At 43.4% G+C, this 16,644-nt stretch carries 13 protein-coding genes; 4 read left to right on the top strand and 9 right to left on the bottom strand.

The genetic code is table 11. The features are described 5' to 3' along the window. Positions 1-4 precede the first annotated feature (4 nt). The 5 genes from MORIYA_RS02280 to MORIYA_RS02300 all read right to left on the bottom strand — a co-directional run bounded on the left by MORIYA_RS02280 (position 5) and on the right by MORIYA_RS02300 (position 6,824). The gene (locus tag MORIYA_RS02280; protein ID WP_112712357.1) at positions 5-973 is read right to left on the bottom strand and encodes a hydroxymethylglutaryl-CoA lyase; all 969 of its coding nucleotides are present in this window, start codon (positions 971-973) and stop codon (positions 5-7) included. Next, on the bottom strand, positions 973-3,114 hold the full coding sequence (locus tag MORIYA_RS02285) for an acetyl/propionyl/methylcrotonyl-CoA carboxylase subunit alpha (RefSeq protein ID WP_112712359.1): 2,142 nt from the start codon (positions 3,112-3,114) through the stop codon (positions 973-975). The genes MORIYA_RS02280 and MORIYA_RS02285 overlap by 1 nt, the downstream gene beginning before the upstream one ends. A gap of 5 nt (positions 3,115-3,119) precedes the next feature. Next, a complete protein-coding gene (locus MORIYA_RS02290; protein WP_112712361.1) occupies positions 3,120-3,935 on the bottom strand; it encodes an enoyl-CoA hydratase-related protein in 816 nt (271 codons plus the stop codon). Positions 3,936-4,038: 103 nt separating this feature from the next. Then, positions 4,039-5,646 carry a carboxyl transferase domain-containing protein gene (locus MORIYA_RS02295; RefSeq protein WP_112712363.1) on the bottom strand — a complete coding sequence of 536 codons (1,608 nt, stop codon included), beginning with the start codon at positions 5,644-5,646 and terminating at the stop codon, positions 4,039-4,041. A 5-nt stretch (positions 5,647-5,651) separates the two neighbouring features. Further along, positions 5,652-6,824 (bottom strand): isovaleryl-CoA dehydrogenase, encoded by a 1,173-nt coding sequence (locus MORIYA_RS02300; protein WP_112712365.1) that lies wholly within the window; start codon positions 6,822-6,824, stop codon positions 5,652-5,654. 420 nt (positions 6,825-7,244) lie between these two features. Between MORIYA_RS02300 and MORIYA_RS02305 the strand changes: the two genes are divergently transcribed. Continuing rightward, positions 7,245-9,299, top strand: coding sequence for a methyl-accepting chemotaxis protein (locus MORIYA_RS02305; protein ID WP_162629216.1), 2,055 nt, complete (start codon positions 7,245-7,247; stop codon positions 9,297-9,299). Positions 9,300-9,437: 138 nt separating this feature from the next. Here the strand turns inward: MORIYA_RS02305 and ugpC are convergent, their stop codons facing one another. The 4 genes from ugpC to MORIYA_RS02325 form a co-directional block, all read right to left on the bottom strand. Beyond that, entirely contained in the window at positions 9,438-10,529 is a 1,092-nt protein-coding gene (ugpC, locus tag MORIYA_RS02310) for a sn-glycerol-3-phosphate ABC transporter ATP-binding protein UgpC (protein WP_112712369.1), read from the bottom strand. A gap of 76 nt (positions 10,530-10,605) precedes the next feature. Further along, positions 10,606-11,451 carry a sn-glycerol-3-phosphate ABC transporter permease UgpE gene (gene ugpE, locus MORIYA_RS02315; protein ID WP_197713342.1) on the bottom strand — a complete coding sequence of 282 codons (846 nt, stop codon included), beginning with the start codon at positions 11,449-11,451 and terminating at the stop codon, positions 10,606-10,608. Positions 11,452-11,508: 57 nt separating this feature from the next. Next, positions 11,509-12,390 (bottom strand): ABC transporter permease subunit, encoded by an 882-nt coding sequence (locus MORIYA_RS02320; protein ID WP_112712371.1) that lies wholly within the window; start codon positions 12,388-12,390, stop codon positions 11,509-11,511. A 73-nt stretch (positions 12,391-12,463) separates the two neighbouring features. Beyond that, positions 12,464-13,756 carry an extracellular solute-binding protein gene (locus MORIYA_RS02325; protein WP_112712373.1) on the bottom strand — a complete coding sequence of 431 codons (1,293 nt, stop codon included), beginning with the start codon at positions 13,754-13,756 and terminating at the stop codon, positions 12,464-12,466. Between the two features lie 149 nt (positions 13,757-13,905). On the opposite strand from MORIYA_RS02325, the gene MORIYA_RS20960 reads away from it, so the two are divergent. From MORIYA_RS20960 to MORIYA_RS02335, 3 genes are all read left to right on the top strand, one after another. Next, positions 13,906-14,208, top strand: a complete 303-nt coding sequence (locus MORIYA_RS20960; RefSeq protein WP_232011477.1) for a hypothetical protein — start codon at positions 13,906-13,908, stop codon at positions 14,206-14,208. 209 nt (positions 14,209-14,417) lie between these two features. Further along, positions 14,418-15,080 (top strand): TonB-dependent receptor plug domain-containing protein, encoded by a 663-nt coding sequence (locus MORIYA_RS20965; RefSeq protein WP_197713343.1) that lies wholly within the window; start codon positions 14,418-14,420, stop codon positions 15,078-15,080. 18 nt (positions 15,081-15,098) lie between these two features. Further along, positions 15,099-16,616: a TonB-dependent receptor domain-containing protein gene (locus MORIYA_RS02335; protein ID WP_197713344.1), complete on the top strand. Its 1,518-nt coding sequence runs from the start codon at positions 15,099-15,101 to the stop codon at positions 16,614-16,616. Positions 16,617-16,644 lie beyond the last annotated feature (28 nt).

A 16,644-nucleotide genomic window follows, 5' to 3' on the forward strand; every position in this document is an offset into this window, starting at 1 on the left:
CACCTCATATTAATGATTGAAACCGCGCTTGTGCGGCAGGGTAGGCTAACGCAACCTTAGAGCCATTCGGCCGCTTTAAACGTTGGCAAATGAAATTACCCGCGGCAATTAATTCACTTAAATCAACACCGGATTCAATACCTAAGCCATTTAGCATATACACTACGTCTTCTGTAGCCACATTACCTGACGCACCTTGCGCATAAGGACAGCCCCCCAAACCAGCTACTGCACTGTCTATAACGCTAATCCCCAATTGTAATGCGGCATAGATATTCGCCAGTGCTTGACCATAAGTATCATGAAAATGCACGGCTAAATTGTCGATAGGTACATGCTGGCTGACCGCGTTAATCATGGCTTTGGCCGCTTCCGGTGTGCCGACTCCGACGGTATCGCCGAGGCTTATTTGATAGCAGCCCATGTCGTGTAATTGCTGAGCGACTTTGGCGACTTTGTTAATACTGATATAACCTTCGTACGGGCAGCCAAGCGTACAAGAGACATAACCACGGACAGCGAGGCCTGCTGTGCGAGCTTGTTTGATCACAGGTTCAAATTGACGTAGCGAGTCGGCGATAGAACAGTTGATATTGTTACGACTAAAGCTTTCGGATGCAGAACCAAATATGGCCACTTCATCGACATTTGCAGCAATGGCGGCATTTAAACCAATTAAATTAGGTGTCAAAGCAGAGTAGGTGACGCCCGTGGTGCGCTTGATGCGGTTAAATAACTCACCGCTATTTGCCATCTGTGGTACCCATTTAGGCGAGACAAAACTGCCGGATTCGATGAGGGTTAATCCAGTATGACTCAGTATATTCACCAAGGATATTTTATCACTTAGGCTTATTTCTACTTCATTTTGCAGGCCGTCGCGCGGACCGACTTCGATAATTTTAACCTTTTCGGGTAATTGGTTAAGTTTGGCTAATACCTGGTTAATTTTGTCAGAGAGTAGAGACGCCATTAGGCTTGTTCCTTGTTATCAAGAATCAGGGACGGGGTTAACTGTATTAATTCAGCACCATCTTCGACCATGTCACCTGCTTGATAAAGCACGGTGGTAATTGTGCCCGCGATAGGCGCATTTATATTGCATTCCATCTTCATCGCTTCCATCACGACTAACGGTTCGCCAGCGTCGACTATCTGGTCTACTTGGCAAAGTATGCTGACGATCACGCCATTCATTGGTGCGGTTATTCTTGTTTCGAATTCATTATCAATATTAGATGGTAAGGCCTGGTTTTGCACTGTGGATTGTACTGTTGATTGCATGATTGATTGGCGAAATAATACGGTACTGTTACCGGCATAAAATACCGTGATGTGTAATGGCGATATAACGACGGTGGCCTTGACTCTATGATCATCGATAAATGCCGTGAGTTCATCACCATTAAGTTCACCACTAATTAGATAACCTGTACTGAGAGCTGCTTGCTGTAAATGCTGGCCATCAATGTGTACTTGGTAACCTTGGATAAGTGTGGTCAACGTAAGCGTGTAGTGCTGGCTGTCGTGATGGTCATTATTCGTTGTTGCTAGTTTTACGGTGTTGGTTGAAGGCTGATTTAAACGCCAGCCTGTTGTTTGCGACCAAGGGGAGTATGGATCATGATTTTCGCTATTATTGGCGACGTTAAGCGGTCGTGATTGCTCATTTTTCAGCTGTAATGCCAGTCCTGCTAAGAGCAACTCGTAGTCAAGGTTGACGTGTGTTGGTGCTAGTACTGCAGCGTGAGTCAGTAAAAAATCAGTGTTCAAGTTTGCACGTTGTAATGCGGGCACTTGTAACAGTAGCGTTAAAAAACCAATGTTAGTTTTAATGCCCGCTATCTTATACTTTGCTAAGGCGCTTTGTAGACGAGCGATTGCTAGGTCGCGGGTATGATCCCAGACAATTAACTTGGCAATCATAGGGTCGTAATAGGGGCTAATCTCATCCCCTTGAACCACGCCTGTATCAATACGTACATGTCGAGATGCGGGTGGTTGACTTAAGTACGCAATATGACCACTGGCAGGCATAAAGTCATTCTCTGTGTCTTCGGCATAAATACGTACTTCAATCGCATGGCCGTTGATTTTAACTTGCGTTTGAGTCAGTGGTAATGGCGCGCCGTTGGCAATATGCAGTTGCCATTCGACTAAGTCTAATCCTGTGATCATCTCGGTGACGGGGTGTTCGACTTGTAAACGGGTATTCATCTCCATGAAATAGAACTGACCTTGTTCATCATACAAAAACTCCACCGTCCCAGCGCCCTGATAATTGATGGTTTTGGCTGCAGCCACTGCGGCTTCACCCATCGCGATTTGTGTTGCCCGAGGTAATGCCGGCGCTGGGGCTTCTTCCAATATTTTTTGATGGCGACGTTGAATCGAACAATCTCGCTGAGATAAGTAAATACAGTTGCCATGATTGTCGCTAAATATTTGAATTTCGACGTGACGAGTATTGGTTAAGTAACGTTCAATAAGCATGTCGTCATTGCCAAAGCTAGCCATTGCTTCACGCTTAGTTGCGGCGAGTGCTTGGCAAAATTCATCGGCGTGATAGATCACTCGCATGCCTTTACCACCGCCGCCGTAGACAGCTTTGAGTAGTTGAGGATAGCCAACTTGTTGTGAGTGATGCTTTAGTGTTTGTTCATCTTGGGCGTTACCATGATAACCAGGAATAAGGGGTACATCGGCGGTCGCCATCATCGTTTTTGCCGCACTTTTACTGCCCATTGTGGTGATAACGTCAGCACTTGGGCCGATGAAGATTAGCCCTTGCTGAGCACAGGCTAGGGCAAATGGTGCGTTTTCGGATAGAAACCCATAACCGGGATGAATGGCTTGTACATTGGCTTGCTGGGCAATGGTGAGTATTCGTTGGCTATTAAGGTAAGATTCTGGCGCGGGTGCAGGTCCTAAATAAAATGCTTCATCAGCCATCTTTACATGACGGGCGTTAGTGTCTGCTGCAGAATAAACCGCGACACACTTTATACCAAGTCGTTGCGCTGTTGCGATTATGCGGCAAGCTATTTCGCCGCGATTAGCGATAAGTAGTTTACTAAACAGTGTTGGCTGATTAATGAAGACCTGATGCGACATAGATGTTATTCCTTAGTCCAGCTGGGCTTGCGCTTATTCAGGAATGCATCTAGCCCTTCTTGAGCTTCGTTTGATACCCGAATTGCTGCTATCCGTTGGCTTGTATCTGCGATTAATGAGTCATTGATGACGTGATTAGTGACGCCATGAATTAATGATTTAGTGGCCTGCATAGCAGCAGGACTATTCGCCAGTAATGCGTCAGTAAAGGGGGCGGCTAGCGTATCTAAGTTATCACCCAGCTGGTGGATCAAGCCATAGTCTAGCGCTTGTTCTGCGGTAAACATTTCGCCGGTTAAACAGTAACGCCGTGCTTGCCGTGGTCCGATGGCCGTTATCACATAAGGGCTTATTACCGCAGGAATAAGGCCAATTTTCACTTCACTTAAACAAAATTTAGCCGTGGTTGTCGCCAGGGCTATATCGCAACAGGCGACAAGTCCGATCGCCCCGCCAAAGCAGGCCCCTTGGACGAGTGCTATGGTTGGTTTGGGAAATTGATTGAGATTGTCCATCAATTTGGCTAATTGTGCGGCATCGGTCAGATTTTCTTGATAGCCAAGTTTGGCAATATCTTTCATCCAGTTAATGTCAGCGCCCGCTGAAAAGTGCTCACCTTCGGCGCGGAGGAGCAATATTCGTACCGCAGGATCATGCTTTAATACTGCTAAGCTCGTCAGCAAGTGACTGATTGTTTCGGCACTAAATGCATTGCGTACTTTGGTCCGAGTGAGGGTAATAGTGGCCACACCCTGATTATCAACCGCCGTATGTAAGTGCTCTGCATTGATGATATTTAGTTGGTCTGAATTCATTGTCATTCAACGATCCTAACGGTGGTTTTTGATGTGTAATTAGGGTTAGCATTGTACAAAAGCAGCTGCACGCAATTGTCAGTACTTATAGCTACATTCTAAAAAATAGCTACATTCTAAAAATACCAAATTGGGTATCTGCAATCGGCGCATTAAGGGCGGCTGAAATGGCTAACCCAAGTACTTGCCTTGTTTGTAATGGGTCGATAATACCGTCATCCCATAATCGCGCACTGGCATAGTAAGGATCACTTTGGGTTTCATATTGCTTAATAATAGGCGCTTTGAATTCTGCTTCTTCTGCTGCGGTCATGGTTTTATTATTACGGGCTAAACCGTCTTTTTTGACTTGGCTAAGTACACTGGCTGCTTGTTCGCCGCCCATCACTGAAATTCTGGAATTTGGCCATATCCATAACAAGGTGGGATCGTACGCGCGGCCACACATGCCATAATTACCCGCCCCGTAACTGCCGCCAATAATGACGGTAAACTTAGGCACTTGGGCGCAAGCGACAGCTGCAACCATTTTAGCGCCGTGTTTCGCGATCCCTTCTGCTTCGTATTTTTTACCCACCATAAAGCCGGTAATATTTTGCAGAAATACCAGGGGGATCTTACGTTTGCAGCACAGCTGAATAAAATGCGCGCCTTTTTGCGCCGATTCCGAGAATAAGATCCCATTATTGGCGATGATGCCGACAGGGTAACCGTGAATACGGGCAAAACCGCAAACTAGAGTTGCGCCGTAGTACTGTTTAAACTCATCCAATTCAGAGTTATCAACAATACGGGCGATGACTTCTTTCACATCGAACTGTTTTTTCAAATCAGTGCCGACAATCCCGTATAACTCTAGGCTGTCGAATAATGGTGGGACACTGGGAACCACAGTTAGATTAGGTCGTTTAAGGTGATTAATATTAGCAATGGCTTGGCGTACAAGCTGCAATGCATGGGCGTCATCTTGGGCGTAATGGTCGGCAACCCCAGATATTTTACAATGTACATCTGCGCCACCGAGTTCTTCTGCACTGACTTCTTCACCGGTCGCTGCTTTGACCAATGGTGGGCCCGCTAAGAAGATGGTACCTTGTTGTTTTACAATAATTGATTCATCTGCCATGGCCGGAACATAGGCACCACCTGCGGTACATAAGCCCATGACTGAGGCGATTTGTGGAATGCCTTTGGCAGACATATTGGCTTGATTAAAGAAGATGCGACCAAAGTGTTCACGGTCGGGAAAGACTTCATCTTGTCGCGGTAAAAATGCCCCACCAGAGTCGACTAAATAAATACAGGGTAGGCAACAACGCTCTGCGATCTCTTGCGCGCGTAGGTGTTTCTTCACCGTTAACGGGTAATAAGTACCGCCTTTTACAGTCGCATCATTGGCTATGATCATACATTCGATGCCATTAACACGACCGATACCCGCAACGATACCTGCAGCGGGCACGGAATCGGGATAGTATTGCCAAGCCGCAAATTGTCCGAGCTCTAAGAAGGGCGAACCGGGATCTAATAAGGCATCAATACGGTCACGGGCCAGCATTTTGCCACGGGCTAAATGGCGTTGTTGTGCTATTTCGCCACCCCCTTGTTTTACTTGTTCAATATTACGTTCTAGTTGCTGAACAAGATCCTGCATCGCTTGTTGTTTTGCCACAAAAGTAGGGTGGGTGATGTTGAGTGTCGTGCCTATTTGCGCCATGCTTGCTACGCTCCGGACTCATTAAACAGTTCTCGTCCTATCAATATACGGCGCATTTCTGATGTGCCGGCGCCAATCTCATAGAGTTTGGCATCTCGGAGCAAGCGACCTGCTGGGTATTCGTTACTGTACCCATTGCCGCCCAATAATTGGATCGTATCCAGTGCCATTTTTGTCGCCAGTTCGGCGCTGTATAAGATCACTCCGGCACAATCCTTACGGCTGGCGTCACTGTTGTCACAAGCGCGCGCAACCGTATAGGTATAACATTTAGCAGCGTTCATCTGACTATACATATCGGCGATTTTGGCTTGCACAAGTTGAAATTCACCAATGGCTTTACCGAACTGCTTACGCTGGTGGATATAAGGGACGACCAGATCCATGCAGGCATCCATGATCCCCAGTGGTCCGCCGGTTAGCACAAGGCGTTCGTAATCAAGCCCGCTCATGAGTACTTGCACGCCGTGATTGAGCGTGCCAAGGATGTTGGTTTTTGGTACTCGGCAGTGTTGAAATACTAACTCGCAAGTATTGGAACCGCGCATACCTAGCTTATCGAGCTTTTGCGCTTGGCTAAATCCAGAAAAACCACGTTCAACGATAAAAGCGGTAATACCGTGGCTGTTTAATTCCGGTGCGGTTTTGGCATAAACAATATAGGTGCTGGCTTCGGGACCATTGGTGATCCACATTTTATTGCCGTTGAGTACATAGTCGTCACCGTCTAATACCGCACTTAATTTCATTGAAACCACGTCAGAACCAGCGTTGGGTTCAGTCATGGCGAGTGCTCCTACGTGTTCGCCACTAATGAGCTTGGGCAGGTATTGCTGTTTTTGTTGTGCGTTACCATGTCGATAAATTTGATTAACACACAGATTTGAATGTGCGCCATAACTGAGTCCAACCGAGGCCGAAGCACGACTTATTTCTTGCATCGCAATGACATGAGCGAGGTAACTCATATTAACTCCGCCATATTCTTCGCTGATGGTGATGCCTAATAATCCCATGTCACCGAATTTTTTCCACATATCCGCAGGAAACAAATTGTCACGGTCTATTTGCGCCGCGCGTGGTGCTATTTCGTCACAGGCAAAGGCGGTAACACTGTCGCGTAGTAGATCGATGGTTTCACCAAGGGCGAAGTTTAATGACGAGTAGGCGTTTGGCATTGGCGTTCCTATTCTGGTTGTTAAGTGAACCGTCATGTCAGCTAGTTTTTGTTAAGTGATTCGGTAAATTAATCTTGGCTTTCATTCATTTGAGTATGGTAGTTAACGACTGGGTTGCCAATTTGAATATCCTTTCCTTTCGGTTTGCTGATGTAGGGATCCAATTCTTATTTGGTGATTTAGCGACGGGAGGATTTATTTTTGCGATCCGCGTATTACTGTTTTAATGTTCTAGATTGTGTTTATTTTATGCTATTTCCTGTATCCTCCCGCCTTTAATTAAACCTAACAAAAATTGATTTAATCAAATTTATTTTAATGTAATAGAAAGGTAATCCGTTGAGCGTTTATAAACAAATCTCCTTAAGAAGTAAGCTACTTATCACTAGCTTTGCAATTATTGTGTTAATGGTGCTATTTATGACTATTAATCTGGGTAATTCGTTAGCAAGAATGAATAAGGATATTGTTGATAGAACTTCGATGGCGATGGATGAGCAAGTGATTGCCAGACTTAAATCGGAAGCAGATAGCTTTGCGCAAGAAGTCAGTGGTTTTATGAATGAATCTTACAAAACACCACTCATCGTCAGCAACATAATTCAACAGAGTATGCTGGATGGCAATCAAGCCTTTAATCGCCAACTAATGAGTCAATTAGTTGGTTCTGGCCTGGCTGAAAATAATAATTTAAGTTCGATGTATGTGCAGTTTGAAAAAAATGGTTACGATCAAAATGACCACTTATACTTGAACTCTGAGGCCTTACACAGTGTACCGAAAACGGGTAGCCTAGAAATCTATTGGTTCAGGGAGTCTGCAAATACCTTAAGCCAAGAACAAGTTGAAGATCCGAACGAGAAATATATCGATACTAAAAATGAATTTGGTATTCGTGAAGCAGAGTGGTTTCTTTGCTCGAAGGAGTCTTTACAACCTTGTGTGATGGAACCTTACCTTGCTGAAATCACCAAGGGAAATTCAGAAATGATGACCAGTTTGACGGTGCCTGTGATCAATAATGGTCAGTTTAAAGGCCTTGTTGGGGTCGATCTGAATTTACCTGTCTTTAGTAAGATGACGACAGATCTGAGCCGAAAATTGTATGATGGTAAAAGCAAAGTCACGCTATTGAGTTCGTTAGGACTGATAGTGAGTTCGAGTCATTATCAAAACAAATTAGGCCGCCCCTTAAAAGAAGCCCACAGTGATTTTGATGGTCGATTATTAACCCTGTATAAATCGGGTGGTTTTTTAGAAAAAAATGGCATTTATTACGTCAGTTTACCGATCTCGATTGCAGCAGTTAACACCACTTGGTCAATATTAATTGAAGTGCCTAAAAGTGTGGCCTTGTCAGCTCGTGATGAGTTGACAGAGTTAATTGATACCATTGTGGCATCTATCGTTACTCAGCAGATCGTAATTGCCTTAGTCTCATCTGTGTTCGCGTTATTGGTTATGTATGCGCTAGTTGCATCAATTGTTAAACCTATCTATATGTTAAATACTGCGATTAAACGTTTGGCCAGTGCTGATGGTGATTTAACTCAGGAAATCAACATCGATACGCACCAAGAGCTGATTGAGTTAAGCGATAGCGTTAATCAATTTATGTATAAATTGCGGGTAATGATTGATTCGTTAAAGTCGGTCAACAGCAAGGCGCAGAGTTTGTCGAAAGACGCGATGGTTATCAGCGATAATACTCGTCAAGCAACGGTATCGCAGCAGGCAGAGATAATCAGTGTTGTTACCGCGACTAATGAAATGTCGACGGCTGCGCACGAGGTATCTCGATTTGCCTCTGACGCTGCGGATAATACCGCTAAAGTACGTGATGAAATTAGAGGCTCAAGCCTGTTATTAGCTGACTCGGTTACTATGGTTAAATCATTGACCGAAGACATGCAAGCCGCGAAGGTTTCTATTTCAGAGGTGGCTTCTCGCAGTGACGATATCAATAAGATCATTGATGTGATCCGCGCGATTGCACAGCAAACTAATCTATTGGCACTGAATGCTGCAATTGAAGCGGCTCGCGCCGGTGAGCAAGGCCGTGGATTTGCGGTTGTCGCGGATGAAGTACGTAGCTTGGCGTCTAAAACTTATGCATCAACGGAAGAAATCAATAATATGATTAATGCCTTGCAGCTTGGGGTTAACTCATCGGTGACGATTATTGAGCAAGGCGCGGATAAAGCCAAACAAACCATGCTAAAAACGCAATCGTCTTATGATTCATTACATACCGCGTTACTGGATGTTGATCTGATCAGTGACGGCATTACCCATGTCGCGACCGCCGCGAGGGAACAGAAAGTGGTCAATGAAGATATTAATCGCAATTTGACTTCGATTGGTGATGAGTCTTCAGCACTGGCAACAATGGCTGAAAACAGTGCGGAGTTAAGCGATAAACTGCAAGTTGAAATGAACGCAGTAGCAAATCAGTTAGCGTTATTGAAAACATAATTTTTGGTTATGGATTGTGTTGTTGCAATAACAGCGCACATCGGATTTGAACACAAAAAGGCACACTTTAACATTTTGGTTGGAGTGAGCCTTTTTTATGATTGCTGTTTTAGCATTACAGGTTTATAAAGTGAGTGCTTAACTTGCTTGTGCTAGCGAGTCGGTAGCGTTGTTATTGGTAAGCAGGCGTTTACCGTCTTTATCAAACAGGTGTAAATGTTGTTTTGCGACATTTAGCGTTAAGACTTCCTTAGTTGGGAAGTGCCGCTCGGGTGTTAACGCAGTAAATATTTTTTCATTCACTAAGCCATGCACCAGTTGATTAGGCCCTAAAGGCTCAACCGCTTGTACCGTTAATGAAAAACTTAAGCCTGAATTTGAAACCTCGAGTAGCGCATGTTCAGGTCTAATACCTAACTGGATCTTCTGCGCAGGTAAATGCGCATACTCAGCGAGGAATAAGCGTTGATGTTCAAAATTTATCACGCCATCAGCAATTTCAGCTGGATGAAAATTCATCGCGGGACTGCCAATAAAACTGGCGACAAAGGTACTTGCAGGCTGGTGATAGACTTCTGCAGGTGTACCTACTTGTTCAATTTCGCCTTGATTCAATACAATAATACGGTCTGCTAATGTCATGGCCTCAACTTGGTCGTGGGTAACATAAACACTCGTCACCGCTAATTCACGTTGTAGTTTCTTGATTTCTAAACGCATGTGCGCACGCAATGACGCATCGAGGTTCGACAGTGGCTCATCAAATAAGAACAATTGTGGTTCGCGGACAATCGCTCGACCCATCGCCACACGCTGGCGTTGACCACCAGATAATTGAGCGGGTTTACGATCTAAATAATCGGTTATTTTCAGTGTTTCTGCGACTTTTTCAATTTTTGACTCGATGGTATTTCTATCAACACCGCGGTTCTTCAAACCATAGGCTAAGTTTTCATATACCGTCATGTGCGGATATAGCGCGTAGTTTTGAAATACCATGGCAATATCGCGGCTTGCTGGTGTTTCAGTATCAATACGACGATTATTCAGCTCTATCTTGCCACTTGTGATTGATTCTAAACCGGCGATAGAGCGTAATATAGATGATTTACCACACCCTGATGGGCCCACTAATACAATGAATTCACCTTGTTTAATATCGACTGAAATCCCTTTTATTGCTTGGTGGCCGTTGTCATAAGTTTTAACTAAATTTTTAAGTACTAACATATTCTATCTCTTTACAAATTTGCTGTGGCGATACTGTTGACTGTGCATTTTTTATGAGCACAATATACAACTATGACTACTTTTCTGTTTCAACAAGGCCTTGAACAAACCAACGTTGGAAAATGATGATGACTAAAATAGGTGGCAGCATGGCGAAGATAACTAACGCAAACGCTTGATCATAACGTGGTTGACTGCTTTGGCTAATGTCGCTCAGTAGTTGCTTAATACCCATGACGATGGTGTTATAGCTTTCATCTGTGGTCATCATCATTGGCCATAAATATTGATTCCAACCGACCACAAACATAATGATGAAAATAGCGGCGATCATGGTTTTTGATAACGGTAATAAAATATCAATAAAGAAGCGGACCGGGCCAGCATTATCGAGTTGTGCCGCTTCCAATAGTTCATTCGGAATGGTGCGGAAAAACTGACGGAAGAAGAAGGTTGCCGTTGCCGATGCAATTAATGGCAAGATTAATCCAGAAAAGCTGTTTAACATGCCCAATTTAGCGACAACTTCATAAGAGGGGATGATCCGAACCTCAAGCGGCAGTAGTAGGGTGACAAAAATAAGCCAGAACCAAAATGATGCAAACGGCATGCGGAAGTAAACGAGTGCGTAAGCGGCCATCATTGAAATGATGATCTTGCCGATAGCAAAACCAAGGCCCATGATCATCGAGTTGATGATCATAGATTTTGCGTTAACATCGCTGCTAAAGCCGAGACTCTTGTTCCATACTTCACTGTAAACAGTGGTGAAGTTACCACCCGGTAACCACTGTAATCCATCACTGATGATGGTATTTGGATTGTGTGTCGAACTGGCAAATATTAGCCAGATAGGTATGATCATAAAGAGTGCGCCGATAATCAGGACCGCATGATCTAACCATTGATTTTTTTTCATCATAAAATTCTCAAAGTTGTAATGATTGGCTGCGATTAACGTTGTAACCACAGACTGCGATTAATAGTGCACCCGTTTTTCGATAAACTTAAATTGCATCCAAGTTAATGCCAATACTAAAACCAGTAACACCACTGATTGCGCCGCACTGCCACCCAAGTCTGTACCAATAAAACCATCACGGTAAATTTTATACACCAGTGATGTTGTTCCGCCGCCAGGTCCACCAGACGTCAAGGTATCGATAACCCCGAAGGTATCAAAAAAGGCATAGGTCAAGTTGATGACTAATAAGAAAAAGCCCGTTGGCGCAAGCAGTGGGAAGGTGATCGTCCAGAATCGGCGGTGATCACTTTCGCAATCCAACATTGCAGCTTCATTCACCGCAAATGAAATTGACTGTAAACCCGCTAAGAAGTAGATGAAGTTGACTGAAATTTGTTTCCATACCGAGACTAAAACTAACACTAACGTCGCGTCAAAAGGATTGGTATATAAGCTAAAATCCCAACCGAGGCTGGCGAAAATTTCGGTGAATACGCCGATATGTGGATTAAAGATAAAACCACCCATAATGCCTGCCACGGCGGGTGCTATTGCATAAACCCAAGTTAAGGTGATTTTATATGCACTTTTACCATGTAAGATATTGTTGGCTTTAACGGCGAGCAGCAGGGCAAGGGCTAAAGATAAAAACGATACTACTATTGCAAAACCGAGAGTGAAAAACACTGATTTTAAGTATTCAGCGGAATTAAAAATGATGCTGTAGTTTTCTAATCCGACAAACGTAGATGACAGCCCCCAAGGGTCTTCTAACATAAACGAGAGGTAAACGGCTTCCGCTGCTGGATAGAAAAAAAACACCGCGATAATTGCAATTTGTGGTACTAAAAGAATATAAGGCAATGCTGAATGGGTAAATTGTTGGCGTTGTTCCACAATAAAAAACCTAATGAATTGAAGTAATAAATTAGCTGTGGCGCACGTCATGTGAACCACAGTCAGTAATAGGCTATCGCACAGTTCGAGCGTAACGATTTAAGATAACCTGACTTTCCTTATCGATGTTGTTAAGCGCATCCTCTACCGACGTGCGGTTAGCAAAAATGTTATCAAACTCACGATGCATGACTTCTTGGATTTGTGAGTAGAAACCTAAACGATAACCTCGCGTCCATTCGCCACCCGGTAAGCTTAATTGTTTGATACCTACTTCTGCATCAGGTTGTTCTTTGTAGTAACCAGATTGCTTAGTTAGCTGGTAAGCGGCTTTGGTTACTGTTACGTAACCCGTTGATTTATGCCAGAACATTTGTGTTTCAGGACTGGTTAAGAAACTAAAGAATGCGGCAACAGCCTGCTGCTCTTTTTTCGGTTTACCATCAATGGCGAATAAGGCGGCACCACCAATAAAGGTACGACCGGCTTTCTCATTTATTGATTTCCAGTACGGCAGGTAGGTTGTGCCTAAATTAAAATCAACGCGATTTCGTAAACCACCAAATGAGCCTGATGAACCCATCCACATGGCTACTTGTTCTTTTTCAAATGGTGTTTGGTTGGCGTTCCAATCCGAACCGTAATACTTGTAATAACCTTTGTCAGACCAGTCTTTTAGCTTGTTAAAGTGCATCTTCATATCGGGCGTATTGATCATGATCTTGGTGGCTGGTGCATCAAAGCCATTATTCTTATCGGCAACCGGTAAGTTATGACGTGACTTGAAGTTTTCGAACATGATCCAAGGTGTCAGCGATTGTGAGAAAGTTGCATAGCCTTGTGCTTTTAGCTTCTTCGCGACTTGTTCCATGTCTTCATAAGTCTTAGGTGCGTCAACACCAACTTTATCGAGAATGTTTTTGTTGTAATACAGAACCGGTGTGGAACTGTTGAAAGGCATGCCAATCATTTTCCCGTTACTGTCAGCATAAAAATCACGTACGCCAGCAATATAGTCTTGATTGTTAAATGCATAACCTGATTCAACGAGGATATCTTGCACCGGTTTAGCGACACCGGGAGCATTAATTATCGTTGCTGCACCGACGTCGGCAACTTGTAGTATGTTTGGTGCTTGATCGGCTCGGTAGGCAGCAATACCTGCTGTCAGCGTTTCAACGTATGAACCTTTAAATACCGGTGTAATTTTGTATTCATCTTGTGAAGCATTAAAATCACGAGCAATAGTATTGACTGTTTCACCCAGTTGGCCACTCATCGCGTGCCACCAAGTAATGTCTGTTGCAGCCATCGTTGTACTTGATAGTAGTGAAGCAAGAACACCTGTTATCAATTGCTTTTTCATCTCAATCCTTAATGATTTGGTTGTTATTCACAGTAAATGTGCTGCTTATAATAGGGCCGGATGATGACAGTAATGTTTCACTTTTGTTGTGGTAAAGTTAAAGTTAAGTCATCAATATGGAGTTGTAATATGTTTGGAGTAACAGAACTGTGGTTATTTGTGCGGGCTCTGTAGGCGCCTTTGGTATTGGTGCAGGCACTTTAGTGCATGTATTTGCCGCCGCGTTTGGTTTATCCGCTATGGCGTTTACAGTGGTTAAGGTGATTGGTTGTATCTATCTGTTGTACCACAATTCATTGCGATGGATTACCCACATAAAGCGATGTCATTTATCTTCATCCATTGGCGGCAAGCTTAAACATAATCAACGTTTGACTACTTATCTGACCAAGTTCACGGGTGCTTTATTCCTATTTTTTGGTATCAAATTAGCGTTAAGTAAACAAAGTTAGACTCATCATCAATTATGGGGGGTGTTTCAGCCCTCCATTTTAAACGCTAATAACCACGATTTCCCCGAATTTAAACACTATTAATATTGCCACTCTCATTGTAACCGACTAAAAACTTACAAACGCTTACAAAAATCAATTGATAATGATTATCAATTGCATTTGAATTTGTTTAAAATGCGCATTTACAACCTTACAGATAAATGAAAATGCGAATTAACACTATATTCAAACTTAATACTTTAGTTTTGGCAATTTTTTCCAGCTTAAGCGTTTCTGCATCAGAGCAAAATATCACAACGGTAGTTGCCAATAACACTGAACGCGCAATTACGGTTGATCAGCCGGGTAAATCGTTAATTACAAGGGAAGAGATTGAAGAGCAACAAGCCAATAACGTTGCTGAAATCTTGGATACTATTCCAGGGATCACTATCGATGGCGGTGCACGTCAAGGTGGGGAACGTATCAATATTCGTGGTTTCTCTGCGACTGAAGATCTTGCTTTTTATGTTGATGGTGCGCCAATTGGGTTCCAGCAATACCGTTATGGCAGTTTCTTCTTTGACCCGAGTATGATTGGGGAAGTTGAAGTGACTAAAGGAGCACATGATTATAAAACCGGAAACGGTGGTGCTGGCGGTTCGATCCGCGTTAAAACTAAAGATGCTGAAGATCTACTTCGGGAAGGTGAAAGCTTTGGCGTTCGCGTACAAGCTGGTTTTAACAGTGGTGATCATAATCAACGTTACAGTGTCACTGCTTATGGTAAAACAGGTGGTTTGCAATACTTGGTTAATGGCATCACCCGTAATACCGGAGATATGGCCGACGGTAATGGGAATACGGTTAAATTTTCGGGTTCAGAGTAAAAAAACTGGTTAGCGAAAATGAGCTATGATGTTGGTGCACATCGTTTTGCACTCAGTCACAGTGAATTTTCTGATGAAGGGCGTAAACCCTGGGCGACACGTCGCGGTACTATGCCAGAAATAACGGATCGTCATATCGATAAATACGGCTCGGTAGAAAGAGCGCAGCTGGCTTATACTGTTTATAACAAATATTCCAATAATGTCACCACGGCAAATTATCGTTATAACCCAATCAATGCGCTGGTTGATGTGGATTTAACATTGTCAGTTTCGGAAAATAAACGCCATTGGGAACGCCCCGATTTTACTTGGAACAAGTACAATCCTGATGGTAGCAAGAATAAAAGTTACATGTATGTGAGTGTTGGTGCATACGGGCATGCCTCGGACTTAAACTATAAGCGTCACTTTGCGGATTTGAATAATACCGCGCAATTGGGCGATCATACGATCACGACAGGCTTACAATATCAGTACCAAGATCGTGATTCATTGGTCAATAACCGCACTTATGCGACTAAGGCATCGAAAAATTTTGGGATTTATACCCCTTATTATGAGCCATCGGGTACACAATCAACCTATTCAGCTTATATTGCCGATGCTTATCAAATCACGGATTATTTATTAATCACTCCATCAATTCGTTATGACTATGTGCGTAGCGAAGGTAAAGGTAACTTAGCAAGCGATTATACTGATCCAACAGTAGGACATGACTATAGCGCAGTATCGCATGATGGCTGGAGCCCTCGTCTTGAATTAGATTATTATATTACCGATAACACCAGTCTAAATATGGCTTATGCCTATGCGTTTCAAGCGCCAACGATTGATGATATTTATTCTGTTCAATATGCAAAAGCAGGTGGTGCGAAAGCGACAAGCCGAGACATTGATGCTGAGCGTGTACACGCCTTTAGCACCAGTTTAACCAATCATACTGTGGGTGTTTTTACGCATAACGATCAATTTGCAGGACAAATTACCGGTTTTTACAATGAAGTCGAAAACGACATTGGTCAGCGCATGAAGGCCAAAAGGATTGATGGTACCCAGCAAGGTTGGCGTGTCAATCTTGATGGGTTTAAAACCTATGGTATTGAACTTATGGGGCAATATCGCATTAATGGTTTCTATGCCAATAGCTCATTGGTTAAAATGGAAGGTAAGCATAATGGTTCATGGAAGGATTCAACTGGAGAAAATGATTATATACCCGGAATTCCGCCGCTAAATATTAACTTTGGACTTGGTTATGAATGGGTTAGAGGATTAACAACAGGCTGGGACTTACGTTGGTATGATAAACAAGATGATGTACCAACGACTAGTTATGTGGTTAACAATGCAAGCGAGTCGTATACATTGCAAGATATCTATGTGAAATGGCAACCGTTGGCTGATAAAGAACAACTGACCATGAGATTAACAGTTAAGAATCTGACTGACCGTTATTATAAACCCTACCTATCAAACGGGGTCGCCGCGGCTGGGCGTGAGATCCGCGCTAATGTGGCGTATCAATTTTAGTTGTTGGGTGACACAGTATCTGTAGAGA

Origin of the sequence: Moritella yayanosii (assembly GCF_900465055.1) — a bacterium.
Taxonomy (GTDB): domain Bacteria; phylum Pseudomonadota; class Gammaproteobacteria; order Enterobacterales; family Moritellaceae; genus Moritella; species Moritella yayanosii.

Excerpts from the sequence above, each read along its gene's own strand:
- MORIYA_RS02280 (WP_112712357.1), bottom strand. The coding sequence starts at position 973 with ATGGCGTCTCTACTCTCTGACAAAATTAACCAGGTATTAGCCAAACTT.
- MORIYA_RS02285 (WP_112712359.1), bottom strand. The coding sequence starts at position 3,114 with ATGTCGCATCAGGTCTTCATTAATCAGCCAACACTGTTTAGTAAACTA.
- MORIYA_RS02290 (WP_112712361.1), bottom strand. The coding sequence starts at position 3,935 with ATGACAATGAATTCAGACCAACTAAATATCATCAATGCAGAGCACTTA.
- MORIYA_RS02295 (WP_112712363.1), bottom strand. The coding sequence starts at position 5,646 with ATGGCGCAAATAGGCACGACACTCAACATCACCCACCCTACTTTTGTG.
- MORIYA_RS02300 (WP_112712365.1), bottom strand. The coding sequence starts at position 6,824 with ATGCCAAACGCCTACTCGTCATTAAACTTCGCCCTTGGTGAAACCATC.
- MORIYA_RS02305 (WP_162629216.1), top strand. The coding sequence starts at position 7,245 with ATGACTATTAATCTGGGTAATTCGTTAGCAAGAATGAATAAGGATATT.
- ugpC (WP_112712369.1), bottom strand. The coding sequence starts at position 10,529 with ATGTTAGTACTTAAAAATTTAGTTAAAACTTATGACAACGGCCACCAA.
- ugpE (WP_197713342.1), bottom strand. The coding sequence starts at position 11,451 with ATGATGAAAAAAAATCAATGGTTAGATCATGCGGTCCTGATTATCGGC.
- MORIYA_RS02325 (WP_112712373.1), bottom strand. The coding sequence starts at position 13,756 with ATGAAAAAGCAATTGATAACAGGTGTTCTTGCTTCACTACTATCAAGT.
- MORIYA_RS20965 (WP_197713343.1), top strand. The coding sequence starts at position 14,418 with ATGCGAATTAACACTATATTCAAACTTAATACTTTAGTTTTGGCAATT.
- MORIYA_RS02335 (WP_197713344.1), top strand. The coding sequence starts at position 15,099 with ATGAGCTATGATGTTGGTGCACATCGTTTTGCACTCAGTCACAGTGAA.